This is a genomic window from Paenibacillus sp. FSL H8-0261, from assembly GCF_045040645.1.
Classification (GTDB): Bacteria; Bacillota; Bacilli; order Paenibacillales; family Paenibacillaceae; genus Paenibacillus_AQ.
Map to the genome: position 1 here is coordinate 701,467 of NZ_CP150297.1, position 26,094 is coordinate 727,560.

Annotated in this window: 17 protein-coding genes, 3 rRNA genes and 3 riboswitches; of the genes, 19 read left to right on the forward strand and 1 reads right to left on the reverse strand. The window is 43.3% G+C overall.

The annotated features are described in order from the left end of the window. The first annotated feature begins 182 nt into the window (after window positions 1–182). From MHI27_RS03125 to pgmB, 3 genes are read left to right on the forward strand one after another with little or no spacing between them, the layout of a single operon-like run. The gene (locus MHI27_RS03125) at window positions 183–1,532 is read left to right on the forward strand and encodes a glycoside-pentoside-hexuronide (GPH):cation symporter (RefSeq protein ID WP_405175550.1); all 1,350 of its coding nucleotides are present in this window, start codon (window positions 183–185) and stop codon (window positions 1,530–1,532) included. A 29-nt stretch (window positions 1,533–1,561) separates the two neighbouring features. Further along, on the forward strand, window positions 1,562–3,262 hold the full coding sequence (locus tag MHI27_RS03130) for a glycoside hydrolase family 3 protein (protein WP_405175551.1): 1,701 nt from the start codon (window positions 1,562–1,564) through the stop codon (window positions 3,260–3,262). Continuing rightward, the gene (pgmB, locus tag MHI27_RS03135) at window positions 3,259–3,894 is read left to right on the forward strand and encodes a beta-phosphoglucomutase (RefSeq protein WP_339244673.1); all 636 of its coding nucleotides are present in this window, start codon (window positions 3,259–3,261) and stop codon (window positions 3,892–3,894) included. The genes MHI27_RS03130 and pgmB overlap by 4 nt, the downstream gene beginning before the upstream one ends. Before the next feature lie 156 nt (window positions 3,895–4,050). Here pgmB and MHI27_RS03140 read toward each other — a convergent pair whose 3' ends face one another. Next, on the reverse strand, window positions 4,051–4,935 hold the full coding sequence (locus MHI27_RS03140) for an Rgg family transcriptional regulator (protein WP_339244676.1): 885 nt from the start codon (window positions 4,933–4,935) through the stop codon (window positions 4,051–4,053). Window positions 4,936–5,207: 272 nt separating this feature from the next. On the opposite strand from MHI27_RS03140, the gene MHI27_RS03145 reads away from it, so the two are divergent. The 16 genes from MHI27_RS03145 (at window position 5,208) to MHI27_RS03220 (ending at window position 25,987) form a co-directional block, all read left to right on the forward strand. Continuing rightward, window positions 5,208–5,942 carry a CPBP family intramembrane glutamic endopeptidase gene (locus MHI27_RS03145; RefSeq protein WP_042184712.1) on the forward strand — a complete coding sequence of 245 codons (735 nt, stop codon included), beginning with the start codon at window positions 5,208–5,210 and terminating at the stop codon, window positions 5,940–5,942. Between the two features lie 168 nt (window positions 5,943–6,110). After that, entirely contained in the window at window positions 6,111–6,575 is a 465-nt protein-coding gene (locus MHI27_RS03150) for a hypothetical protein (RefSeq protein ID WP_405175552.1), read from the forward strand. Window positions 6,576–6,762: 187 nt separating this feature from the next. Beyond that, window positions 6,763–6,862: riboswitch (purine riboswitch) on the forward strand. Between the two features lie 126 nt (window positions 6,863–6,988). Beyond that, window positions 6,989–8,389, forward strand: a complete 1,401-nt coding sequence (locus MHI27_RS03155) for an NCS2 family permease (RefSeq protein WP_042184716.1) — start codon at window positions 6,989–6,991, stop codon at window positions 8,387–8,389. Window positions 8,390–8,544: 155 nt separating this feature from the next. Next, a complete protein-coding gene (locus tag MHI27_RS03160) occupies window positions 8,545–10,524 on the forward strand; it encodes a hypothetical protein (RefSeq protein WP_405175553.1) in 1,980 nt (659 codons plus the stop codon). Continuing rightward, entirely contained in the window at window positions 10,521–12,569 is a 2,049-nt protein-coding gene (locus MHI27_RS03165) for a glycosyltransferase 87 family protein (RefSeq protein WP_405175554.1), read from the forward strand. The genes MHI27_RS03160 and MHI27_RS03165 overlap by 4 nt, the downstream gene beginning before the upstream one ends. Continuing rightward, window positions 12,566–14,344, forward strand: a complete 1,779-nt coding sequence (locus tag MHI27_RS03170) for a phospholipid carrier-dependent glycosyltransferase (protein WP_405175555.1) — start codon at window positions 12,566–12,568, stop codon at window positions 14,342–14,344. The genes MHI27_RS03165 and MHI27_RS03170 overlap by 4 nt, the downstream gene beginning before the upstream one ends. A gap of 100 nt (window positions 14,345–14,444) precedes the next feature. After that, entirely contained in the window at window positions 14,445–15,425 is a 981-nt protein-coding gene (locus MHI27_RS03175; RefSeq protein ID WP_076285851.1) for a glycosyltransferase family 2 protein, read from the forward strand. Next, the gene (locus MHI27_RS03180) at window positions 15,415–15,819 is read left to right on the forward strand and encodes a GtrA family protein (RefSeq protein ID WP_042184722.1); all 405 of its coding nucleotides are present in this window, start codon (window positions 15,415–15,417) and stop codon (window positions 15,817–15,819) included. Before MHI27_RS03175 ends, MHI27_RS03180 begins: the two co-directional genes overlap by 11 nt. Window positions 15,820–15,852: 33 nt before the next feature. Then, complete coding sequence (locus tag MHI27_RS03185) at window positions 15,853–16,503, forward strand: class D sortase (RefSeq protein ID WP_042184724.1); 651 nt, start codon at window positions 15,853–15,855, stop codon at window positions 16,501–16,503. 124 nt (window positions 16,504–16,627) lie between these two features. Continuing rightward, a riboswitch (cyclic di-GMP riboswitch) is annotated at window positions 16,628–16,708 on the forward strand. A gap of 108 nt (window positions 16,709–16,816) precedes the next feature. Beyond that, window positions 16,817–16,897: riboswitch (cyclic di-GMP riboswitch) on the forward strand. Between the two features lie 13 nt (window positions 16,898–16,910). Continuing rightward, complete coding sequence (locus MHI27_RS03190; protein WP_405175556.1) at window positions 16,911–17,720, forward strand: transglutaminase family protein; 810 nt, start codon at window positions 16,911–16,913, stop codon at window positions 17,718–17,720. 371 nt (window positions 17,721–18,091) lie between these two features. After that, a 16S ribosomal RNA gene (locus MHI27_RS03195) occupies window positions 18,092–19,649 on the forward strand. Between the two features lie 233 nt (window positions 19,650–19,882). Next, window positions 19,883–22,811 (forward strand): 23S ribosomal RNA (locus tag MHI27_RS03200). Window positions 22,812–22,939: 128 nt separating this feature from the next. After that, window positions 22,940–23,056 (forward strand): 5S ribosomal RNA (gene rrf, locus MHI27_RS03205). Together the 16S, 23S and 5S rRNA genes form the textbook arrangement of a ribosomal RNA operon. Window positions 23,057–23,294: 238 nt before the next feature. Continuing rightward, window positions 23,295–24,050 (forward strand): acyl-[acyl-carrier-protein] thioesterase, encoded by a 756-nt coding sequence (locus MHI27_RS03210; protein WP_405175557.1) that lies wholly within the window; start codon window positions 23,295–23,297, stop codon window positions 24,048–24,050. A gap of 184 nt (window positions 24,051–24,234) precedes the next feature. Beyond that, window positions 24,235–24,822 (forward strand): RNA polymerase sigma factor, encoded by a 588-nt coding sequence (locus tag MHI27_RS03215; RefSeq protein WP_405175558.1) that lies wholly within the window; start codon window positions 24,235–24,237, stop codon window positions 24,820–24,822. After that, window positions 24,797–25,987 (forward strand): DUF4179 domain-containing protein, encoded by a 1,191-nt coding sequence (locus tag MHI27_RS03220; protein ID WP_076286949.1) that lies wholly within the window; start codon window positions 24,797–24,799, stop codon window positions 25,985–25,987. Before MHI27_RS03215 ends, MHI27_RS03220 begins: the two co-directional genes overlap by 26 nt. The last annotated feature ends 107 nt before the right edge of the window (window positions 25,988–26,094 follow it).

Below are 26,094 nucleotides of genomic sequence, written 5' to 3' on the forward strand. Positions count from 1 at the left end.
GGCATGTAGGGGTCTTTTTTGTCCTCTGACAGGTTCATATTTGACCTTACTACAATTCCACAAAGCTTAAGTAGGTTTCAAAGAGGTTAAATTTGCGATGGAACAGGGATAAATAGCGGGAAGTTATTGTTGTTAGCGCTTACTATAATGAAAGCATGATAATGAGCAGGAGGTAAACACATATGTCAACCAAACAAGTACCATGGTTTGAACGAATCAGCTATTCACTTACCGATACTGCATCCAATCTCGTCTTTCAAGTAGTAACAACCTATCTGTTGTTCTACTACACAGATTCGATCGGAATGAGTGCGGCTGCTGTAGGTACATTATTTTTAATCGCCCGGGTTATCGATGCTTTTGACAGCCCTTTCTTCGGGATCATGATCGATAAGACAAATACCAGATGGGGAAAATCGCGTCCATGGTTCCTATGGTTAGCCTTGCCATTTTCCGTTATCGCTGTGCTAACGTTCTCTGTACTGGATATTAGTCCGTCGGGACAAATTGTGTATGCTTACGTGACCTATATCCTGTTAGGGATTCTATATGCAGGTATCAATTTGCCGGTCACTTCTATTCTGCCCAGTCTATCGAGTGATCCGCAAGAGAGAACGGTTATTGGTACGATTCGTGTCCTGTTTGCCATGGTAGGGACGATTGCCGTAACGACCTTTACATTGCCGATTGTTCATAAATTAGGGCAAGGCAATGATGCCAAAGGCTTTACCTGGACGATGATCATTTTTGCATCAATTGCATTTGTGCTGTTCATCAATGCATTCTTCAATACGAAAGAGCGCGTAGTATCCGCTTCTTCTCAGAAATCTTTACCGGTCAAAGAGGGCATGAAAGCGATCAAAGGCAATTGGCCGTGGGCAATCATGTTGTTTATAAACTTTATTTTCTGGGTGGCGAACATCATGAAGACCCAGACGACAACCTATTATTTCACGTATAAAATTGAAAGACCTGACCTGATTCCAATGGTAATGGGCTTGAACCTAGTCATGATCTTGACCTTAGTCATCGTGCCGTCCTTAACCAAAAAATTAGGTAAACGGAATATCATGATATTCGGATTAATCGTTTCAATTATCGGTCAACTGATCATGTTCATGGGAGATCAAGCGAGCAGCATCACATTACTAATAACTGGAAGCGTCGTTGTTAGTCTTGGTGGCGGTTTTGCAGGCGGATTGTTGTTCATTATGATCGTGGATACCGTGGATTACGGCGAGTGGAAAACAGGGGTTCGTGCACAAGGCTTGCTGACAGCTTCCTCAAGCTTCGGTGTAAAGTTCGGTATGGGTATTGGCGGCGCGTTATCCGCCTGGATGCTTGGACTTAGCGGTTATAAAGCGGGAGCAGTGCAGACGGCTTCGGCATTGCGGGCCATCGAACTAAATTTTATTTGGATTCCTATTGTTTGTTACGTCTTAGCCATTATCGCACTATTGTTCTATACCTTAGATAAAGATGAGAGTCAAATGCTAGCAGATTTGAAAGCACGCAATAACATTGCATTATAAATTCAAGGATATCGAGAGGAGAAAACAATATGCTACATCAAGTAGATTTGACGAAGAAACCATTTAACCTGAACGAACAAGATATTACATGGGTACAAGAAACATTAGAAGGCTTAACGTTAGAAGAAAAAGTCGGACAGCTCTTTTGCCCGGTAGGGATGGGTGACAACGCGGCTTTGATCGATATGGTGAAAAAATACCAGCCAGGCGGATTAATGTATCGTCCGGGTCCAGCGCAAGAGATCCGCTCAGCGCATAAATCCATGCAGGAGAACAGTAAGATACCGATGCTTCTCGCAGCGAACCTGGAAAATGGGGGAGATGGGGTTGCAACGGAAGGCACTTACTTCGGGAAGCAGCTTCAAGTGGCGGCTACAAATGATCCGGATATGGCGTATAAGCTAGGGACTGTGGCTTGTAGTGAAGGAAGAGCCGTGGGATTGAACTGGTCCTTTGGACCAATTGTCGACATTAATATGAATTTCCGCAATCCGATTACGAATGTTCGTACCTTCGGTGATCGTCCAGAGACCGTGCTTGATATGGGACTTGCTTACATGAAGGCAGCCCACGAGAACGGTATGGCGGTATCGATTAAGCATTTTCCGGGTGACGGGGTCGATGATCGGGATCAGCACTTACTGACATCTATAAATTCACTCTCCACAGAAGAGTGGGATGCGACTTTTGGACATGTATATCAGACGTTAATTGATGAAGGTGCTAATACGGTCATGGTCGGACACATTATGCAGCCAGCCTACCAACGTCATTTTAATCCAGAATTAAAGGATGAGGATTTGCTTCCAAGTTCGTTGTCGTCAGAAATTCTACAAAATTTGCTGCGCGAGAAGCTGAACTTTAACGGTGTTATCGTCAGTGATGCCACGTTAATGGCCGGATTTACAATAGCAGAACGTCGTGAGCTGGCTGTACCAAAAGCGATTGCTGCGGGATGCGATATCTTCCTCTTCAATCGGAACTTTGAGGAAGATCTAGAGTATATGCTAAGCGGCATTCGTAACGGCATTCTGACGGAAGAACGCTTGAACCAAGCTGTAACGCGTATTCTTGGCTTGAAGGCATCTTTAAGATTGCATGAGCAAGCTCGTACGAATACCTTGGTTCCTGATGAGTCAGTTTTAGCGGTCATTGGTTCTGAGCAACATCACCAATGGGCACAGGCTTGCGCCGACCAATCCGTAACATTAGTGAAAGATACGCAGCAATTACTACCGGTTACACCGGAAACGCATAAGAGAATGCTGCTCGTCGTGTTAGGTGATGAGGAAGGAAGCTTCTCCGCGGGAGGAACCCATAAGCCATTCGTAGAGAAGCTGCGGAATGCTGGATTTGAAGTTACCGTCCATGATCCGATGGACATGCAAGCCATGTTCATGTCGGTTCGGGATTATGTGAAACAATATGACTTCGCGCTTTACTTCGCGAACTACGCGACAGCGAGTAATAAGACAGATCTGCGGATTAACTATACACCGCCATATGGTGGGGATATTCCATGGTTTATTAAAGAATTGCCAACGATGTTCGTATCCGTGGCGAACCCTTTCCATTTGCAGGATGTGCCGCGTATTCCGACGTTCATCAATGCATACTCAGGAAATGAATATTCCTTGAATGCGATCGTTGACAAAATCCAAGGCAAATCTGAATTTAAAGGAACCAATCCGGTCGATCCGTTCTGCGGCTATTGGGAAGCCAGACTATGATGCGTGCCGTTATATTTGACCTTGACGGTGTACTGGTATCGACGGATCATTTTCATTATAAGGCTTGGAAGCAAATAGCAGATCGGCTGAACATTCCTTTCGATGAGGATGTCAATAACCGATTGCGCGGTGTGAGTCGCATGGAGAGTCTGGATATTATTTTATCCGGTGCTTCGGACAAACAATTTACAGATGAGCAGAAGCAATCGTTAGCAGAGGAGAAAAATACGATTTATCGTAAGTTTCTGGAGCAGCTTTCACCTGCTGACATCTTACCCGGTGTAACGGAGACCTTGGAAGGATTAAAGGTGAAGGGGGTCGCCGCCGCTGTAGGGTCCTCCAGTAAGAATGCGCGGTTCATTCTTGAACAAGTAGGCTTGTTAGATTGGTTCGCCGTCGTAGTCGACGGTAATCAAATCTCAAGAAGCAAGCCGGACCCGGAAGTATTTTTGCTCGCGGCAAGTCAGCTGGAATGTGATGCATCCGCATGCCTGGTTGTCGAAGATGCGGTAGCCGGAGTGCAAGCAGGCGTCCATGCAGGAATGGAAGTTGCAGCGGTAGGTGACGCGGTGAACAGCAAGGAAGCGACCTTTACGCTTCAACGAATAGATCAACTGCTCAAGCTTATCTAAAATAAGAAGTAATGATGAAGTGGGAATAGACTTAAAAAGTCGAAAAACCTTGTAGTTTAGGGTTTTCGACTTTTTTATTATAAATTAAGTTCTACTAGATTATTATGTATTTCCAACTAGCTGGAAAGTCTTAAATACTGGACTTTTGCTAAAAATCTATTGTAAGATCTGTGACAATATAGACTCTAATGTTTTTGCTTGATAGGGCTCACCAAATTCATATAATACATCGATTGCTGATTGAGCAAGCTTCGTCCCTTCTTCTTTACTGTTCCTTTTAATTTTAATTAGACCGTTATAATACTTATATACAATCTTAAAGAACAGCGTTTGATATTGAGGACTGCTAATATTATTTAAGTTCTCTAGTAAGATCTCTGCATAGCTTATTTGATTGATCATAATTAATTCGTAAATCATATTGGTTAGCATTACACATATGACATCTCGTCCGCGTTCGTGAGCTTCATATTTTTTCATAGACTTAATAAGCGTTTGAAAGAGTATATCTCTTTGATCGTAATCTATGTAATTTAAAGTATTTGTGAACAGCTGCATTTCTTGGAGGGTCCAGGATTGCAGATTGTTGAGATAGTTAGTGATCGTCTCGATATCTTCTGTCAAAATGACATTCTTCTCAAACTGACCCGTCAAGTTAAAGTGCTTCAATAATCTTATACGAGACCTGACTTCTGCCAGATGAATTTTTGAGGTCAGATCCTCTCTCTGATGTAGTTCTTGATAAATCTCAATTAATGCTTCGAGATCGTTATTGTTTCCAGCTTTGGAATATTTGTTGGTAAATGTATCGTGTTTAGATAGTTTATAACCTCTATAAATGTAGAAAAACTCATCAATCCCCATCATAAGTCGATTTAAAATTTGTTCTAACAGTCTTAATGTGATCTCATGGTTTCCTTTTTCAAATTCAATGGCATATGATTTCGAGATAATATCTAAATACACTTCTTTTTGACTTAATCCCTTATTGGTCCGTATATTTCGAACAACCTCACCGTAGGTATTCAATTCGTTCGCCACCCTCTTATTGAAATCGTGAGCTTTTATTATATTTCAGAGAGAATCTAATTTGATTACGAAATTTTGATATTTGAAAGTCTACTCATTGTGGTTTTTTGAGCTGATTGGAAATATTATCAAATAAATCGAATCCGTTGGAAATTTCTTCAATTTAAGGTCCTATTTATAAGACCTTTGTCGTAATGGGACATAAAAGCAATTATGATGTAAGTACGTTAGATGGATTAATGGAAGCATAAGTTTTATATTTCCTTGAAAGGATTTGATTTATTATGAATAATAAAAGTGATTTTTTCAGATTTGAGCGTAAAAATGATGATTTCCCGTTCTACAGTGAACTGTCATCGCCTAGTCTAAATTTGAAGAGCAGCCTCATTTTTCTCGTTTCTGTCGCGGTTGGTTTTGCTCTGTTTCTTATTATGTTTGGAGGTCCCAATGTACAGCCCTTTATGAATGTGATTTTTCCTTTAGCAGCAGTAATCTTTGTGGCACGAAGTCAATGGACATCATTATTCAGAAAATTAGTAGCTAAAGATATTCTTTTAATTCTTGGAACTTACGTTGCGAATTTGATTGTGACAGGTATTGTCGGTTTCCTTATTACGAAATTGTTTAGTACGAGCGCTAATCCCGCAACCGATAGTTTCAATGGTAATTTTGCTGATGCAATTCCGTTCTTCTTGAGAACGATCCCGATGCTGTTTGGTGAAGAATTAATCACGATACTTCCATTCTTGGTCGTGCTATCATTTGGAGTTAAGAAACTTAAGATGAGTAGAAAGTCTGCTATAATTTTAGCCTGCATAGTTTCAGCTATTTTATTTGGGGCATACCATTTACCAACGTATAATTGGAATATTGTCCAAGCTATTCTCGGTATTGGTATTGCACGGATCGTTCTGCTATATCCATATCTTAAGACTAAAAATATATGGACATCGTTTATAGTGCACGTGATGAATGACTGGACAATGTTTGCTTTGGCCTTTTGGGCATCCACTCGCTAATTTTTCTCAAAGGATTTTTTGCGATAGAGTCTTAACAAACACCTGCAACTCCTTATTGAACAAGGGGCTGTTGGTTTTTTTGTATTCAAAAAAATGTGATAGACGCTATATAGCTGCTCAATATGAATGTGATAAAATGGGAAAAATCTATCATAGGGAGAAATTAACATGGGATTTTCTCTTCTCGGCACACTAATGGCATTAATCCTTCTTGCCCCAAGTTTGCTAATGATTAAGTTTCCACCTGAAAATGTACCTTCGGGTTTGCGAGATGCAGGACCAATCTATACCCTCTTGGAGAGAGCAGGCCAATTGGGTTGTATAGGTATTCTTGCGATGTCACAGGATAACTTTCAACAGGTAAAGCTTGGCGTAATTGCTGTCTTTATTGTCTTGTTTATTGCTATTTATTATGGTCTTTGGATTCGATATATCGTTAAGGGGAGGCAATATAAATTGTTATGGGACCCTTTAGGAATTATTCCGATCCCGATGGCAGTCCTCCCAGTATGTGCATTCGGATTGGCAGCGATTTGGGGAAAATCTATTTGGCTGAGTATTGCAGTAGTTTGTTTAGCAATAGGGCATTTAGCTAATTCTTGGCATAGTTATAAGTACACTAAAGATCAATAACTAGAAACATAGTGAAATATACCCATATAAAAAGTGATCGGATAGTTAATAAGCTGCATTGCAAGAACGAGTTTGATAGTAGATACAAGCATGAAAATGTATGATTTACGAACAATGGAAAAAATAAAGTCGAAAATGTTCGCTTTTTATCATTGACAACTTATATGATGTCCACCTAAAATGATAGAGCACAACAACATAATTCTTTCGTATATTTCCGGGAATTGGCCTGGAAGTTTCTACGAGGTCACCGTAATGACCTGGCTACGATTAAGAAGAGCAGAGCAACCCCGCATTGTCCTTAATTTAGGACTATGGTCATGGGAGGCTACTCTTTTTTTCGAGCCGGTGTCTAACAGATACCGGCTTTTTGTTGCTGTCAGACACACAACATACCTTAGGGGGAGAACAATTTGAATCGGTTTTTCAAGTTGAAAGAGAACGGTACCACAGTTCGTACAGAGATCATGGCGGGCTTGACCACGTTCATGGCAATGGCTTACATCTTGTCGGTTAATCCGAGTACTTTAACAGCATTTGGCCGTATTGATATGGGCTGGTATTCTGTATTTCTAGCGACTGCGCTGGCAGCAGGTATTTTCACCATCGCAATGGGCGTGTTCATAAACTTTCCAGTGGCATTGGCACCTGGTATGGGACTTAACGCATATTTTGCTTCCGTAATTCTATCTTCCGCCACATCAGAGCATCCATTCACTTGGCAAATGGGTCTGACAGCTGTATTTATTTCCGGTTTGATCTTTATCTTGCTGACTGTAACTCGAGTGCGACAGATCTTACTAACTGCAATTCCTGACAGCTTGAAACATGCGATTACAGTAGGTATCGGGATGTTCATTACGATCCTTGGTCTTAAGAATAGTGGACTCATGACGATTGGTGTTGAAGCCGGTAAAGACATTCCTGCTAACACTTTCACAGATGTCCTTTCCTTTGAAACTATCATTCACATGGGTAGCCTAGAGAATTCCAATGTCCAATTGGTAATTATCGGACTTCTTCTAATCTCTATCCTGATGGTATTGAACGTTAAAGGTGCGATTTTATTCGGTATCTTGGGAACAACTGTCGCTGGTATGTTGATGGGCGTAGTTGATTTCAGCGCATTGTCCAGTCCGGCAACGCCTTGGGTTCCTGACTTCACACAATTGAACTTCTTCCAATTTGACTGGGATGGTATCCTGCACACAGGTATTGTTTCAGCGATTGCAACTTTCACATTTGTAGAGTTGTTTGATACATTTGGTACACTTGTAGGTACGGCTCAACGCGCTGGTATTATGGATAACCCTGAAGAAGGTAATAGACGTGTAGGTAATGCAATGTTTGTCGATGCAGTTGCTGTAGCAGGTGGTGCTGCACTGGGTACTTCGACTACTACTGCTTTTGTAGAAAGCGCGGCAGGTGTTGCTGAAGGTGGACGTACAGGTCTTACAGCTGTAACAACTGGCGTATGTTTCTTGCTTGCATTGTTCCTTGCTCCAGTGGTTGCTCTTATTCCTGGATCTGCTACAGCCGCAGCATTGATCGTCGTAGGTGTGCTGATGGCACAATCGATCCGTCAAATCGATTTTCAAGATATGGTTGTTGCGATTCCGGCGTTCCTAACACTTGTAATCATGCCTTTCACTTATAATATCGCTAACGGTATTTCCTTTGGTATCGTAACTTATGTAATCCTTGCTTCTGTTGCTAACCTTGCGGGTAAGAAGAAATACGATATTCACTGGATGATGTGGGTACTTGCGATTCTGATCGTTCTCCGTTATGTATTCCTTGGTAGCGAGGGCTAACATATATACAGTATTTCTGAAATTCATCTCGGGCTCCTTCATTACTGAAGGGGCCGTTTTTTTTATTTTGGATAATGTATTCTCCTATTTAACTTGTTGGATGTTCTTCCTTTCCATCATCCAATATTTAGATTATATTGTTGAAGAGGTGATGAATGTTGTCCACAAGATTTAGCAATTGGTCTTCTTATTTTAAAGGTAATCCTTGGCCTCTTTTATTGTTTTTGCTGGGGGCTGTGATTCGCATTTTTTACTTTGGTTCGATTCCAGGTGGCTTGAATCAGGATGAGGCATCTATAGGTTATGATGCTTACGCTATTCTTCATTATGGAATAGACCGCAATGGTATTCATTTACCTATTCACCTCATTGCTTGGGGAAGCGGACAGAATGCACTTTATGCTTACTTATCAATGCCTTTCATATTATTGTTCGGACTCACTCCAATGTCTGTACGTGCTGTTAGCTTAATCATGGGTCTACTGGGTATGCTCGTATTCTATCTTCTTTCCAAAGAGCTATTTACTTCCAGAACTGCTGGTATTGTGGCGATGTTTTTTATCGCAATTAATCCTTGGCATATTATGATGTCAAGATGGGCACTGGAATCTAATTTATTCCCCACCCTGATTCTGTTCTCCGTTTATATGTTACTTAAATCATTTCAAATTCCGAAGTGGTCTTATGGCTTTACAATTATGCTTGCCCTTTCACTTTATGCCTATGGAACATCCTATTTTTTTGTGCCGATATTTGCTTTAGGTGCTGGAATTCTTCTATTCTATACAAGAGCACTAAAGCTTCGGACCATTCTATGGAACTGTGCTCTGTTTATATTAATGGCACTCCCAATCTTCCTATTTATTATGATCAATCGATTGTCGCTAGAGGGGATTTTGACCCCATTGTTCTCAATTCCGAGATTGACAACACCGCGTGTGGAACAGGTAACTTCTATATTCGGAGGGCAACTATTACATACAACATTAAGCAATTTCCGGGAATTTTTGAAGATATTAATTAGCGGATCTGATGGTTTGCCTTGGAATTCGATTTCACCTTATGGATACGCGTATCCTATTGCGTTACCCTTTGTACTTATAGGACTTATATTTATGTTAACGACAATACGGAACCGTGGTCGTGAGCGGACGGGACTGCTCGTTATTTTACTTTGGTTGTTTGTTTCCGTTTTGATGACCTTTGTTACGAACGTAAACATTAATCGGATGAATGTAATTTTCTACCCAATCATTTTGCTGATTGTTGCAGGGTTTATGTGGTTAAGCAAGAAAGTAAAAGTATTAGGAATTCTGTCGGCTGTAACCTTTAGCTTATTTTTTTCTCTGTTCACTACAGTTTATTTCCGTGATTATCCCAAAGAGATAGGACCAGCTTTCTATGAATCCTTCGGTGAGGCCATACAATATGCTTCTGAAGAGAGTGCTGGGAACATCTACGTGACTGATAAAGTTAATATGCCTTATATTTATGTGCTTTTTTATGAGCAGATCAATCCCCATGATTTCTTAGCAACCGTTAATTATTCTAATCCTGGAGGTGCATTTCAGCAGGTGTCTTCCTTTGGGAGATATAGATTTGGATATTCAAGCATAGTTCCAGGAGAGACAGCGACATATATCTTGTGGAATGGTGATCCCATTCCTGCTGAAAGCGATAATTATTCGGTTAAACGGTTTGCCAACTATACTGTTGTGACCGCTAAGACTGGGGTAGTAGAGGGAATCTCGGAATTTACAAATGGAGGATTTGAAGAGGGGATATCAGGCTGGAGCTTCTCATCCGGTACGGGTGTGGCGACCAATAATCCCTATAATGGAAGTTATCTGGCCTATCTTGATCCGGGATTTGACAAAACGATTACACAATCTATCAGAATAGCAGAACCTGGAGAATATAAGCTTGGTATAATGGTTAGTGCCGGTGGAGAAGAAGGAAGGGTTGGCGTCCGAGTTAATGGCGTAGTGCGGGCGGAGGCTGAAATACCTGCTAGTGAGGTTTATCAAGAGCTTACACTTCCAATGGTATCTATCGGTCAGAATGAGCAAACTGAAATTTTTATTAAAGGCGGTAAAGGCTGGATTAATATAGACGAGGTGAGGTTGGAACGATGATCAAGAGTACACGTACGGCCGCAATGACTGTATTGATGCTGTTATTGTTTTTGCTTCCTGTAACAAGCATTTATGCAGATGGAAATCTATTGCAGAACCCTGGATTTGAGGAGGGAGGAGAGGATGCTCCTTCTAACTGGACTAAGGATATGTGGATTTCTGGAGACAACTCGGGCATACTTTCAATCCAATCGGACGAGGTTTACTCCGGTAGTAAAGCGGCAGTCATTGAGAATATCGAGCCCAATCATTTGAAATGGGTGCAGACGATTAAGGCGACGCCGGACAGCTATTATAGAATCTCTGGATGGATCAAAGTAGTAAGTACCGCAGGCGAGGGAATGGGCGCTAATATACTTGCCGTTGGAGTAGGTGGGGGTTATCCCAGTGTAACGGATACGGCAGGAGAGTGGCAGTATCTTGAATACATAGGCCAGACAGGACCTAAGCAGAAAGAATTCGGCATAGGTGCAAGTTTGGGAGGTTACTCCAGCTTGATTCAAGGTAAAGCTTATTTTGATGATTTGTCTGTAGAAAAATTAGACGCTGCTCCTGAAGGGGCCAACGTCATTTCGCTGGATAGTGCAGCAGTTAGTCAGGATGCTGGTGGCAAAAAAGCGGATACCCCACATAAGGTATCTCCAACCAAGATGCTGCTGATCTCAGCGCTTTTCAGTGTATTTTTTGCAGTGCTTTATACCAAGGCATTCCGCAGTGAGAAGCTTATGAAGCAACCTGAGAATGTCTATTCCAAATGGCTGAGCATTGCCATCGGGGTTGCTTTTATCCTAAGGGTCTGGATTGGTCTGACTGCTCAAGGCTATCAGAACGACATGAATACCTTTATAGCTTGGGGTCAGCGCATGGTTGATTTAGGTCCAGGCAAGTTTTATGAAGAAGGGTATTTTGCCGATTATCCTCCTGGTTATTTGTACATTTTGTACATGCTTAGTCTTATTCGCGGTGTATTTGGCTTTGCGCATGGTTCGGGTGGAGAGAATCTGCTATTCAAACTGCCAGCGATTATTTCTGATTTGGTATTGGGTTACTTCATATATCAAATGTCCCGCAAAAAACTCGGCTCAGGGATTGCTTTTGGCTTAACGCTATTATTTCTGTTTAATCCGGCGGTGCTTGTTAATTCAGCGGCGTGGGGACAAGCGGATTCATTCTTTTTGATTTTCCTGTTGCTCAGTATCCATGGCGCTGCGAACAAAAAGTTTGTTCAATCCGCGATTTTGTTTGCATTAGCAACTTTAATTAAACCACAATCGTTAATATTCACACCGGTATTATTGTTTGCTTTCTATCATCACCGTGCTTGGAAGCAGCTTGGATTTGGAGCTTTGTATGGATTAGGGATATTCGGATTGCTCGCGGCACCATTTTTCTGGAATAACGGTGGTTTAGTTGGCCTTATTAATCTGTATAAGAGTACGTTATCTTCCTATCCCTATTCTTCTGTGAATGCATTTAATCTATATGCACTGACTGACCCGATGTGGTCATCTCTTGACCTAACTTGGTTAGGTATTACTTACCGTGTATGGGGCTTCATATTTATTTTAGTGGCAGTAGCCATAGCAACGTTTTATTCCTTCAAAAAAGATCGCTTGGATTTATCCAAATCCTACTTTATCGGTATGGCGCTCATTGTAGTAGTTTTTGTGCTTGGAACCAAAATGCATGAACGTTATATGTTCCCTGCTGTTATTCTATGTATGTTCACTTATATAGCGAGTCGGGATCGTAGGTTTTTATCCTTATTTCTTGGATTCAGCTTAACGCAGTATATCAATGTGGCTTATACGTTGACCCATCTAAATGCAGGTGTAAATCCAGGTGCAGATGGAATCGTTTTGGTCACTTCTATTGCTAACCTATTATTATTGCTATACATGCTCTATATCGGTTACGACGTGTATGTTCGTGGGGGAGTAAAGCCTCTTCCAGCACCACCAACACCTGAAGAAAAATATGAAGAAGACCTTAAAGTCGTCGAGCAAATAAGACCGCACCAGAAGGGAGGGAGACTTAAGCGATGAAGTTTAAGCGTATAGATTGGATATGTATTCTTGCCATTACTGCCGTTTACGCGGCAATTGCTTTATATAATTTAGGCTCTACTAAATCTCCAGAGACCTTGTGGGAGCCAGCTGCCAGCGGTGAAAGCTTCTACGTAGATCTAGGACAGAGCAAACAATTGGAACGCGTGAATATCTTCGGTGGCGTAGGTACCGGGAAGTTTAAGCTCGAATTCAGTGAATCCCCTGAGGTCTGGAGTAGTCCGCTGGATGTAAGCGAGGATGTTGGGAATGTCTTCATCTGGAAAAGCCAACCTCTGAACGTTGCAGCAAGATACGTGAAGTTTACAGTTACATCTCCAGGGTTCACTTTAAATGAAATGGCCTTCTATGAGCAGGGAGGCGAAAGAGTACCTCTTTCTATAGCCGGTGTTACACCGGATGCTAATGCAGTCGCTAAAAGAGGAGAGCCTGCCAATCTTTTTGACGAGCAGTCACTCATCCCTGAATATTCTAACTTTATGAATAGCACTTATTTTGACGAGATCTACCATGCACGGACAGCTTATGAATATACACACGGGATTGTGCCTTATGAGAACACGCATCCACCACTAGGCAAGCTATTGATCGCAGTAGGGATGGAACTGTTCGGAGTTAATCCTTTCGGCTGGCGTATTATCGGAACATTGTTCGGGATTGCCATGCTGCCTCTCATTTATGTAATGGCACTACGTCTCTTTAAAAAGAGCAAATACGCAGCACTTGCAGCTGGATTGTTCGCACTGGATTTCATGCATTTCACACAAACAAGAATCTCTACGATCGATGTATACGGAGTATTCTTCATCATGTTAATGTTTTATTTCATGCAGCGATATTACACTATGAATTTCTTCAGGCAGCCCTTAAGAAAAACGCTAATTCCGTTGTTCTGGTCCGGGCTATTCTTCGGAATTGGTGTCGCCTCCAAGTGGATTGTACTGTACGGAGGAGCTGGGCTGGCCATTATGCTAGCTATCTCGCTCTTCGAGCGCTACAGAGAATACCAAGCATCGGGACGGTTGCTCGCGGAAGGGAAGATCAAAGATAAGGAACTGCTGGGTACCTGTCGCGAAGCCGTAAATTCGTTCTGGAAGAATACCATTATTACGCTAGCAAGTTGTGTTGCATTCTTCGTAATCATACCGGTCATTATTTATAGTTTATCTTTTGTTCCGGGTTTATCTGCATCCGCAGAGGGCTTTACTATAAAAGGCTTGATTGATTCCCAAAAGAACATGTACAACTATCACAGTCAGCTTGTAGCTACACATCCTTTTGCTTCCTCCTGGTGGCAATGGCCGTTTATGAAGAGACCCGTCTGGTTCTTCAGTGGCAGTGAGGGATTGCCGCAAGGTCAGGTCAGCAGTATAGTGACTATGGGGAATCCGCTTATCTGGTGGACGGGGATTTTCGCAATGCTGGCAACACTGTGGATTACACTGAAACGCAAAGATAAGACCCTTTATATGATCTGGATCGCCTTTTTCTCACAATATGTTCCGTGGATGCTTGTCCCAAGGGAAACCTTTATCTACCATTATTTTGCTATGGTGCCTTTTATGATTCTTGGTATTGTATATATAATGAAGTTGCTAGATAGTAAATATCCTGAGGCTCGTTATGTTAGTTATGTCTATGTGGCTGTTGCTTTACTGCTCTTTGTCGCGTTCTATCCTGTCCTGTCAGGGATGCAGGTAAGCGGAGATTATGTGAAGGATATGCTGCGTTGGTTCCCATCTTGGGTTTTCTAAGATTTTTTAACAATATCTATAACAATAAGTTTATGCTTACAGCGTTATTATGAAGTACAGAAAGATGTAACGCTCCATAAAGCTTTTAGGAGGAATAAAGGTGAAAGCCAGATATAGTGTAATTGTACCCATGTTCAATGAGGAGCAAGTAATTAGCGTTACTTATGAACGTTTGAAAAAAGTAATGGACGAATGCGGCGATACTTATGAGCTAGTCTTCGTTAATGACGGAAGTCGTGATCGTTCGGCCCAGATGATTCGGGAGATCAGTGATCGGGATGAATGCGTCAAGCTAATTGACTTCTCGCGTAATTTCGGACATCAGGTAGCAATTACAGCTGGCATGGACTATGCCGAAGGTCAAGCGGTTGTTGTTATTGACGCTGACCTTCAAGATCCACCGGAGGTCATTTTGCAAATGATCGAGAAGTGGAAAGAGGGCTATGACGTTGTGTATGCGAAGCGGCTGAAGCGCCGTGGAGAAACGATGTTCAAAAAGGTAACGGCCAAGATCTTTTATCGATTGCTCAGCAGCATGACAAGTGTAGACATTCCCACGGACACAGGTGATTTCCGTCTTATTGATCGTAAGGTATGTGATGTCTTGCGAGGTCTCAAGGAAAAAAATCGATATGTCAGAGGTTTAGTGAGCTGGGTCGGCTTCAAGCAGACGATGGTGGAATATGAGCGGGAAGAACGATTTGCAGGAGAAACTAAGTATCCTCTTAAGAAAATGATTCGTTTTGCGCTGGATGGGATCACTTCCTTTTCGCATAAACCACTTAAGATTGCTACGTATGTCGGATTCTTTCTTTCCTTCTCCAGCTTTCTCTATTTATTCTTCGTATTGTTTCAAAGAATCTTTTTCACCTCATGGACGGTTCCAGGTTGGGCTTCCATTGTAGGGGTCAATTTGCTCTTTAACGGTATCGTTCTGATGCTGCTAGGTGTAATCGGTGAGTATATTGGACGGATTTATGACGAGTCTAAGGATAGACCGTTGTATATTGTCAGTGAGACTATAGGATATCGTAACGAAGAAGAAGTGGATCGCCGGAAGGATTACAAAGATGTCAGATAAGAACTTTCGGACTGCTTTCATACAGTTTCTCAAATTTAATGCTGTAGGTCTGGTAAACACCCTCATTGATTTCGTAATCTTCACATTACTGAACTCACTTGGGATGGTATATGCGTTGGCACAGGTGATTTCTTATAGTGCAGGGACAGCGAACAGCTTTATTTTGAATAAAAAAGTAACCTTCAAGGATCGTGATCGTGGCAATAAAGAGGGTTTTGATAAGACGCAGTTGCTGAAGTTTATCGTACTGAATCTGGTGGTACTCGGAATATCGCTGTTGCTAATGCATCTGTTGACTGACAAACTAGGCATTCAAGTGTTGATCTCTAAGGTATTAGTAACGTTTGTGACGGTGATCATTAACTTCTTCGGAAGTCGTAAATGGGTATTCTAAAGTTCAGTAGAACAATCTACGGAGGTGAAAATCATGCGTAAATTCTCGTATGTGCTCATACTGGCGGGGATCCTTATCATGCTCTATCCAAAAGCTAACGAATGGTATAACGACTGGCAGCAGGATAAGCTATTAGAATCGGCTGAACTGAGCACCAGTGAAAGTACTCCACCACCTGATCTGAAGAGCAGATATGCCGAGGTCACTCAGCTACTAGCGGAGGAATCAGCTCTAGATGCACAAGCACAGCCGCAAGAAACAGAAAAGCCGGAACCAGAAATTGAAGTGGGTGGCAAAGTTATCGCATTAATTGAGATCGATAAGATCGATCTGAAGCTGCCTGTATTAGAAGGGGCTACTAAAGCGAATATGAAGCATGCCGCGGCCCATATGAAAGAAACAACTCCAATAGGAGAAATAGGGAACGCCGCAATAGCTGCACATAGAGCTAGAACTACGGGCAGATTGTTTAACAGGCTGAATGAGGTTGTGATTGGGGATACGATTACGGTAAAGACTAGCGATCAGACTTATAATTACGAGGTTTATGATATTTCTGTTGTACTTCCTAGTGATGTGTCTGTTCTAGACGGGAATAACAAAGATAAAATTCTTACTCTAATTACGTGTGACCCACTAGTAGATCCTACACATCGTTTGATTGTTCATGCCAAGCTTTCCTAATCGTTGACGAGAAATAACAAGAGAATTCAAATACAGAGAAATAACTATAAAATAATAGTAAATCTAGCAATTTTGTTCTTGTTTACGAGGATAAATATGGTAGTATAAGACTATAAAAGCTAAACACGATAAACGGCAAACCTATCGAAAGGTAGGGACGCAAAGCTAAAGGGCCTTCCCGTAAGGATGGCAGCCAGTTACCGAATGAAGAGGCTTTTTTTGTTTTTATAAAATATATAAGAATCTTAGATTCATATTTCTACTTGGACTGATTCTGTTAATTTGTCTAGTGAAATTAGAACAGATAGAGCTTATACGATAACGGCAAACCTATCGAAAGGTAGGGACGCAAAGCTAAAGGGCCTTCCCGAAAGGATGGCAGCCAGCTACCGAAAGGGGTTTTATCCGTGAAAAAGGTTTATTTTATGATGGTGGCGCTGTTCGTACTGATTACTGCGGTTCCGGTAAGCACAGCTCAAGCCGCAAGTGTAGATGCAAGCTGGTTGATTACATCGAAAGTGGCTCAAGGTGTTATTGGAATTAACTATGATATTCCGAAAGATAAAAGAATCAAACTCATGATCACTAAAGACAACAGCAGCTATACATATAACTTATATGCTTCTGGACAAGCTGAGGACTTCCCTTTACAACAAGGTAATGGTACTTATAAGGTTTCTGTTCTTGAGAACACAACCGGCAATAAATACAAAGCGTTATATTCCGAAGTAGTAGACGTAACCATGAGTGACTCGAATTCCGTATATTTGGGCTCCGTACAGAATGTGAAATGGAGTTCTTCTGATAAAGCGATCCTTAAGGCAAAAGAGCTTATAAAAGGCAAAACTACAGATGAAGAGAAAGTTAAGGCAATCTATAACTATGTAGTTGCTAATGTACAATACGATTATTCTCTTGCTAATAACGTAACAACAGATTACATTCCGAACATTAACAACACTTTGAATACTAAAAAAGGAATCTGCTATGACTATGCTTCTCTTTTTGCCGCAATGCTGCGTAGTGTAGATGTGCCTGCTAAATTGGTGATGGGGAATACTAGCTACGTTACGCAATACCATGCATGGAATGAAGTGTTGATGGATGGGAAATGGGTTACTATTGATACAACGGTAGATGCATCGTCAGCGAAGAGTAAGAAGAATACGGATTTTATTAAGGCTTCAAGTAAGTATACTGCAGCAAAATACTATTAATTTGCATCGATAAATTCATAACTCTATTAAATAAACAACCAGCTTAATTATTAAGCTAGTTGTTTATTTTTCTATTAGGGGTTGCTTTTCTATGAATAGATAGGTTATTATAGTTAAGCGTTGTTAGACAGCGTACAGGCAATGTTTGAGAGAGTTATATAAACGGCTTTCGAAAAATAAAGCTTGCATTACTGAGAACAACATGATATATTATAAGAGTTGCTGCTGAGACATTAAACGGCGCCAACGAGAACTTGATCTTTGAAAACTGAACAACGAGTGAGTAGGAAATCACGAAAGTGAAATCCAAAATTAGAGAATTAATTTTCTCGTCAGATGTTTCAAAATGAGCATATCGCTCTTTTCAATACTAATTGGAGAGTTTGATCCTGGCTCAGGACGAACGCTGGCGGCGTGCCTAATACATGCAAGTCGAGCGGAGTTACTTTGAAAGCTTGCTTTCAAAGTAACTTAGCGGCGGACGGGTGAGTAACACGTAGGCAACCTGCCCCTTAGACTGGGATAACTACCGGAAACGGTAGCTAATACCGGATAATTTCTTTTTTCTCCTGAAGGAAGAATGAAAGACGGAGCAATCTGTCACTGAGGGATGGGCCTGCGGCGCATTAGCTAGTTGGTGGGGTAACGGCCCACCAAGGCGACGATGCGTAGCCGACCTGAGAGGGTGAACGGCCACACTGGGACTGAGACACGGCCCAGACTCCTACGGGAGGCAGCAGTAGGGAATCTTCCGCAATGGACGAAAGTCTGACGGAGCAACGCCGCGTGAGTGATGAAGGTTTTCGGATCGTAAAGCTCTGTTGCCAGGGAAGAACGTCCGGTAGAGTAACTGCTATCGGAGTGACGGTACCTGAGAAGAAAGCCCCGGCTAACTACGTGCCAGCAGCCGCGGTAATACGTAGGGGGCAAGCGTTGTCCGGAATTATTGGGCGTAAAGCGCGCGCAGGCGGTCATTTAAGTCTGGTGTTTAAACCTTGGGCTCAACCTGAGGTCGCACTGGAAACTGGGTGACTTGAGTACAGAAGAGGAAAGTGGAATTCCACGTGTAGCGGTGAAATGCGTAGATATGTGGAGGAACACCAGTGGCGAAGGCGACTTTCTGGGCTGTAACTGACGCTGAGGCGCGAAAGCGTGGGGAGCAAACAGGATTAGATACCCTGGTAGTCCACGCCGTAAACGATGAGTGCTAGGTGTTAGGGGTTTCGATACCCTTGGTGCCGAAGTTAACACAGTAAGCACTCCGCCTGGGGAGTACGGTCGCAAGACTGAAACTCAAAGGAATTGACGGGGACCCGCACAAGCAGTGGAGTATGTGGTTTAATTCGAAGCAACGCGAAGAACCTTACCAGGTCTTGACATCCCTCTGAATCCACTAGAGATAGTGGCGGCCTTCGGGACAGAGGAGACAGGTGGTGCATGGTTGTCGTCAGCTCGTGTCGTGAGATGTTGGGTTAAGTCCCGCAACGAGCGCAACCCTTAACTTTAGTTGCCAGCAGGTAAGGCTGGGCACTCTAGAGTGACTGCCGGTGACAAACCGGAGGAAGGTGGGGATGACGTCAAATCATCATGCCCCTTATGACCTGGGCTACACACGTACTACAATGGCCGGTACAACGGGAAGCGAAACCGCGAGGTGAAGCCAATCCCATCAAAGCCGGTCTCAGTTCGGATTGCAGGCTGCAACTCGCCTGCATGAAGTCGGAATTGCTAGTAATCGCGGATCAGCATGCCGCGGTGAATACGTTCCCGGGTCTTGTACACACCGCCCGTCACACCACGAGAGTTTACAACACCCGAAGTCGGTGGGGTAACCCGCAAGGGAGCCAGCCGCCGAAGGTGGGGTAGATGATTGGGGTGAAGTCGTAACAAGGTAGCCGTATCGGAAGGTGCGGCTGGATCACCTCCTTTCTATGGAGAATCGTCTTCTGCAATGAAGACATTCAAATCGGAAGTTAAACTTCCAAAATCTCAGGTTTAGGCCTGTTACTCACTCGTTGCTCAGTTTTGAGAGTTTAAGCTCTCAAGTAAGACTTGATCCTTGAAAACTGGATACCGAAACGAATTTGCGTTTTAGAACATCTTTTAGCAACTTGTGTAAACAAGTAAATGTTATTAGTGAGATTTTTCTTAGGAAAAATCAAGGTTAAGCTAATAAGAGCACACGGAGGATGCCTAGGCGCCAGGAGCCGACGAAGGACGTGGCGAACAACGAAACTGCCTCGGGGAGCTGTAAGCAAGCTTTGATCCGGGGGTGTCCGAATGGGGAAACCCAGCTGTGGTAATTCGCAGTTACTCATCTCTGAACACATAGGAGATGTAGAGGCAGACCAGGGGAACTGAAACATCTAAGTACCCTGAGGAAGAGAAAACAATAGTGATTCCGTCAGTAGCGGCGAGCGAACGCGGAACAGCCTAAACCTAAGAGCTTGCTCTTAGGGGTTGTGGGACGTCTCACATGGAGTTACAAAGGAATATGGTAGGCGAAGAGGTCTGGAAAGGCCCGCGATAGAGGTAAAAGCCCTGTAGCCTAAACTGTGTTCTCTCCGAGACGGATCCCGAGTAGTGCGGGGCACGTGAAACCCCGTATGAATCCAGCAGGACCATCTGCTAAGGCTAAATACTACCTGGCGACCGATAGTGAAACAGTACCGTGAGGGAAAGGTGAAAAGCACCCCGGAAGGGGAGTGAAATAGAACCTGAAACCGTGTGCTTACAAAAAGTCAGAGCCCTATTAATGGGTGATGGCGTGCCTTTTGTAGAATGAACCGGCGAGTTACGTTTAACATGCAAGGTTAAGTCGAGAAGACGGAGCCGCAGCGAAAGCGAGTCTGAATAGGGCGATTTAGTATGTGGACGTAGACCCGAAACCGTGTGATCTACCCCTGTCCAGGGTGAAGGTGCGGTAACACGCACTGGAGGCCCGAACCCACGCATGTTGAAAAATGCGGGGATGAGGTGGGGGTAGCGGAGAAATTCCAATCGAACTCGGAGATAGCTGGTTCTCCCCGAAATAGCTTTAGGGCTAGCCTCGGTATAAGAGTAGTGGAGGTAGAGCACTGATTGGGTGCGGGGTCCGCAAGGATTACCAAGCTCAGTCAAACTCCGAATGCCATATACTTATTGCCGGGAGTCAGACAGTGAGTGCTAAGATCCATTGTCAAAAGGGAAACAGCCCAGACCATCAGCTAAGGTCCCCAAGTGTGTGTTAAGTGGGAAAGGATGTGGAGTTGCACAGACAACCAGGATGTTGGCTTAGAAGCAGCCACCATTGAAAGAGTGCGTAATAGCTCACTGGTCGAGTGACTCTGCGCCGAAAATGTAACGGGGCTAAACACACCACCGAAGCTATGGCTAGATACGTATGTATCTGGGGTAGGGGAGCGTTGTATGTGGGTTGAAGGTGTACCGTAAGGAGCGCTGGACAGCATACAAGTGAGAATGCCGGTATGAGTAACGAAAAGATCAGTGAGAATCTGATCCGCCGAAAGCCCAAGGTTTCCTGAGGAAGGCTCGTCCGCTCAGGGTAAGTCGGGACCTAAGGCGAGGCCGAAAGGCGTAGTCGAAGGACAACAGTTTGAAATTACTGTACCACCGTAATCCGCTATGAGCGATGGGGTGACGCAGGAGGGTAGTGACGCGGACTGATGGATATGTCCGTCTAAGCAGTGAGGCTGATGTGTAGGCAAATCCGCACATCATTAAGGCTGGGCTGTGATGGGGAGCGAAAATTATAGTAGCGAAGGTCATGATCTCACACTGCCAAGAAAAGCCTCTAGCCAGGAGAAGGTGCCCGTACCGCAAACCGACACAGGTAGGCGAGAAGAGAATTCTAAGGCGCGCGGAAGAACTCTCGTTAAGGAACTCGGCAAAATGACCCCGTAACTTCGGGAGAAGGGGTGCCCCGGTAGTGTGAATAGCACGAGGGGGCCGCAGTGAAAAGGCCCAAGCGACTGTTTAGCAAAAACACAGGTCTGTGCGAAGCCGCAAGGCGAAGTATACGGGCTGACGCCTGCCCGGTGCTGGAAGGTTAAGGGGAGTGGTTAGGGGTAACCCGAAGCTATGAACCGAAGCCCCAGTAAACGGCGGCCGTAACTATAACGGTCCTAAGGTAGCGAAATTCCTTGTCAGGTAAATTCTGACCCGCACGAATGGCGTAACGACTTGGGCGCTGTCTCAACGAGAGATCCGGTGAAATTTTAATACCTGTGAAGATGCAGGTTACCCGCGACAAGACGGAAAGACCCCATGGAGCTTTACTGCAGCTTGATATTGAATTTGGGTACGATCTGTACAGGATAGGTGGGAGCCGTAGAAATCGGAGCGCAAGCTTCGGTGGAGGCGCCGTTGGGATACCACCCTGATCGTATCTAGGTTCTAACCTAGTACCCTAATCGGGTACGGGGACCGTGTCAGGCGGGCAGTTTGACTGGGGCGGTCGCCTCCTAAAGAGTAACGGAGGCGTTCCAAGGTTCCCTCAGAATGGTTGGAAATCATTCGAAGAGTGCAAAGGCATAAGGGAGCTTGACTGCGAGACCTACAAGTCGAGCAGGGACGAAAGTCGGACTTAGTGATCCGGTGGTACCGCATGGAAGGGCCATCGCTCAACGGATAAAAGCTACCCTGGGGATAACAGGCTTATCTCCCCCAAGAGTCCACATCGACGGGGAGGTTTGGCACCTCGATGTCGGCTCATCGCATCCTGGGGCTGAAGTAGGTCCCAAGGGTTGGGCTGTTCGCCCATTAAAGCGGTACGCGAGCTGGGTTCAGAACGTCGTGAGACAGTTCGGTCCCTATCTGTCGTGGGCGCAGGAAATTTGAGAGGAGCTGTCCTTAGTACGAGAGGACCGGGATGGACGTACCGCTGGTGCACCAGTTGTTTCGCCAGAAGCATGGCTGGGTAGCTACGTACGGACGGGATAAGCGCTGAAAGCATCTAAGCGTGAAGCCCCCCTCAAGATGAGATTTCCCAATTAGTAAGACCCCTTGAAGACGACGAGGTAGATAGGTTGGAGGTGGAAGTGCAGTAATGCATGGAGCTGACCAATACTAATCGGTCGAGGGCTTATCCTATACTTAGAACGCAAATTCAATTCGGATTCAGTTTTCAGGCATCAAGCCTGTAACACGCTTAGAAATTCATTCTCACTTCTGGTGATGAACCGAATTTCACGCGGCAGCGTCTGTTTCACAGACGCATGTTTGGTGGCGATAGCGGAGGGGTTCCACGCGTACCCATCCCGAACACGACCGTTAAGCCCTCCAGCGCCGATGGTACTTGGACCGAAGGGTCCTGGGAGAGTAGGACGTTGCCAAGCACACGAAGCCATTGTTGATTTATCAACAATGGCTTTTTTGTTCCCTTTATCGCTTAATTTAAATAATGTGGATAAGTCATGGGGAAATAACGAGAAAATAAAAGTTACTAACATGTGGATGAAATAATAAAATATATTCAAAAATGAAAGTAGTCCCCAATTTATGTGGATAGAGCAGTGGTATATGTGGATACTTCAAGAAAATGCAAGGATATTTTGCATGGCAGGAGGATAAACAATGGACAACAGTAGTAATCTTGTGTGGATAGAAGATTTTTCTGTACATGCGAGCGACACGGATTATCGTTCACAGGGTAAGTTATCCTTTATTCTGGATATCATGCAATGTGCGGCAGACTTCGCAGTGGGTAATTTGGGGATAAGTGTGGAAGAAATTCTGAGTGCAGGAATGGGCTGGATGATGATTACGTTAGATCTTGATTTTAAGCGTATTCCTCGCCCAAATGATGTGCTTAGCGTACATACCTGGAGTAAAGGTACTAAAGGGGCTTTATGGCAACGGGATTATCGTATTTTTGATGCAGATCATATAGAGATTGCCACAGCGCGTTCTATATGGGCTTTAGTAGATATTGAGAAGAGAAAGATACTCAGACCGAACGCTCTTCCAGTTCAGGTTAAGCACTATAATGGCGATTCAGTAGGGGATATGCCTGTTAAGGTAACGATCCCTACTGATATTATTATGGAAGAAGCTTATCGGTATCAGGTAAGATATAGTGGGCTGGATAGCAACGGACATCTGAATAATGCCCGATACGGAGATTTATGTTGTGATGCACTCAGTTTAGCGGAATGGGATAATGCAGAGTTCACACGCTTCCGGATTACATATCTACAAGAAGCTAAGTTTGGGGATGAACTGACTATTTTACGCTCAGCTGTAACGGATGATGGTATATATGTCCGTGGCCAGAATAGTGATATTGTATTTTTTGAAGCATGTATTGAGTTGAAAAATATAAATAAGTAAAAAGTTTATAAATATGGAATATTATTATAAAAGCGATTTCTCCGAGCATCTATCGGGGTAGTCGCTTTTTTTTGTTGAAAAATAGATGGTGTATATAACATATTTGGAAAAATTTTTGAGCCTGTCACAATTAAAGGGATCACAATCGTTATATAGTTGTAGTCAATAACAAGGAGGTGATTCTTTGGAACGTCGCAGCCCCGGGGTCCAAGTGAATCAAACAATAATTGAAGAGGCTATTGATCAGGTTCTTGCGGGTAACCGCGAAGCCTATAGAACTATAATACAAGCCTATGAAAGAAAGATTTATACGTATTGCTATTATATTTTGAGAAGTCATGAAGAAGCAGAGGATGCTGTGCAAGATATATTTGTAAAAGTGTATCAGGAACTCAGACGTTATGAGAAACGAGTCTCTTTTAATTCATGGCTGTATAAAGTGGCCTATCATCATTGTTTGGATCAGGTTCGCAAACGCAAACGAAGAAACCGTCTGTTGTCGCTATATAAAGAGCAGCAGCCGAAAGCCCATTATAATCCTAACGATGAGGAGCCATTGCAGAAGTTATTTATGGATGATCTGACAGCTGAAGAGAGCAATCTTCTGATTCTTAAGGTAGTAGAGCAGTACAGTTTTGAAGAAATGGGTCAAATTATGGATTGTAATTCAGCTACTTTACGCAAGAAATTTGAACGTCTACGCAAAAAGTTAGTCCGGCAAAGAATGAATGAAGGAGGAAGCCCCCATGGAGAAATGGCAAGATCCAACTGAAAGTCAGAAGATGGAGCACATTCGTCAAACATTCCAAAATCATGAAATGCCGGTAGACAGTTTCAGCGATTCAATTATGAAGCGAATAGGAGACGAGGGAATGGAAAAGCGAGCGTCAAGAAAAAGTGGGAATAAGTTTCTGAAAAAATCATTGGTGGCTGCCGCGGCAGCAGCAGTGTTGGGTGCGGGAATAATCGGTAGCGGATTTATATCCCCAGTCATGGCTGAAACGTTAAAGCAGATTCCTGTTGTAGGAAGTATTTTTAAGGGGATTGACGATAAAGGTCTAAATGCTGCTAAAGAAAAAGGATTATCTACTGCGCCTAACCAAAGCGTTACCCATGATGGAGTGACCTTGAAGGTTACCGATGCCTATTATGACGGCTCGCGGTTGGCTTTTGCGATTGAACGGGAAGGCATTGATAAGGATAAGATGATGGCAGAAATGATTATTGAACCGATTGAATTCGATCCAGCGGTAAAAGAACAGCAGTATGCGAAAGTGACAATGAACCAGTCCGAAAAAGGGTTGTTGGGTTCAGCAGAAGTGAAATTGCCGAATGGAAAGAAACTGGAGAGCCAAATGTCGTCTTTTGGCGATGTTGAGGGTAAAAAGAATGCTATTTTATACGATTATAGAAATCTAAATAATGTAGAGGCTTTGGGGAATGAATTTGAATTAAGCATCACTGTGCCTGTTACACAAATCGCAGAGCCTTTTGAAATCAAGGTGCCGGTGAAAAAAGTAACGGAAGGAATTATCAAGCTTGATCTGAACCAAACAAAAGAGGCAGAAGAATTCAGTTATACGATTACCAAGCTGGAATTAACTCCAGCCACAAGCAGATTACAGCTCAGCGAAGAAGGTAAAGCGCCAACTGTGAAAGAAAAGGATGGATACACAACCTCTGAAATGTTCTATGAAATTGTTGATGAACTAGGCAATGCATTTTCTTCGAGTGGGTCATTCAACTTGCCGGCTATAGTCTATCCTATGGTAGACAAAGATTTCAGTCCGTTCCCACAAACACCAAAAACAATTACAGTTAAGCCGTTTACTTACTCCATTGATGAGAGCCATAAAGCATTAAGAGATGAAGAAGGAAAACAAGTTAAACATTATTATCCGGAGCTTGAACAAACGATTCAGGTGGAGCAAGAGTAACTATTAATCCCATAAGCAAAAAAAGCCCGTGTCTGCATAGCAGATACGGGCTTTTCTAATGGAATGAAGATTTCACTCACTGAGTTTTCGTTGTTTGATTTATTTAG

Bases quoted from the DNA above. Each gene is read 5' to 3' on its own strand.
- MHI27_RS03125 (WP_405175550.1), top strand. From the start codon at position 183: ATGTCAACCAAACAAGTACCATGGTTTGAACGAATCAGCTATTCACTT.
- MHI27_RS03130 (WP_405175551.1), top strand. From the start codon at position 1,562: ATGCTACATCAAGTAGATTTGACGAAGAAACCATTTAACCTGAACGAA.
- pgmB (WP_339244673.1), top strand. From the start codon at position 3,259: ATGATGCGTGCCGTTATATTTGACCTTGACGGTGTACTGGTATCGACG.
- MHI27_RS03145 (WP_042184712.1), top strand. From the start codon at position 5,208: ATGAATAATAAAAGTGATTTTTTCAGATTTGAGCGTAAAAATGATGAT.
- MHI27_RS03150 (WP_405175552.1), top strand. From the start codon at position 6,111: ATGGGATTTTCTCTTCTCGGCACACTAATGGCATTAATCCTTCTTGCC.
- MHI27_RS03160 (WP_405175553.1), top strand. From the start codon at position 8,545: ATGTTGTCCACAAGATTTAGCAATTGGTCTTCTTATTTTAAAGGTAAT.
- MHI27_RS03165 (WP_405175554.1), top strand. From the start codon at position 10,521: ATGATCAAGAGTACACGTACGGCCGCAATGACTGTATTGATGCTGTTA.
- MHI27_RS03170 (WP_405175555.1), top strand. From the start codon at position 12,566: ATGAAGTTTAAGCGTATAGATTGGATATGTATTCTTGCCATTACTGCC.
- MHI27_RS03180 (WP_042184722.1), top strand. From the start codon at position 15,415: ATGTCAGATAAGAACTTTCGGACTGCTTTCATACAGTTTCTCAAATTT.
- MHI27_RS03185 (WP_042184724.1), top strand. From the start codon at position 15,853: ATGCGTAAATTCTCGTATGTGCTCATACTGGCGGGGATCCTTATCATG.
- MHI27_RS03210 (WP_405175557.1), top strand. From the start codon at position 23,295: ATGGACAACAGTAGTAATCTTGTGTGGATAGAAGATTTTTCTGTACAT.
- MHI27_RS03220 (WP_076286949.1), top strand. From the start codon at position 24,797: ATGGAGAAATGGCAAGATCCAACTGAAAGTCAGAAGATGGAGCACATT.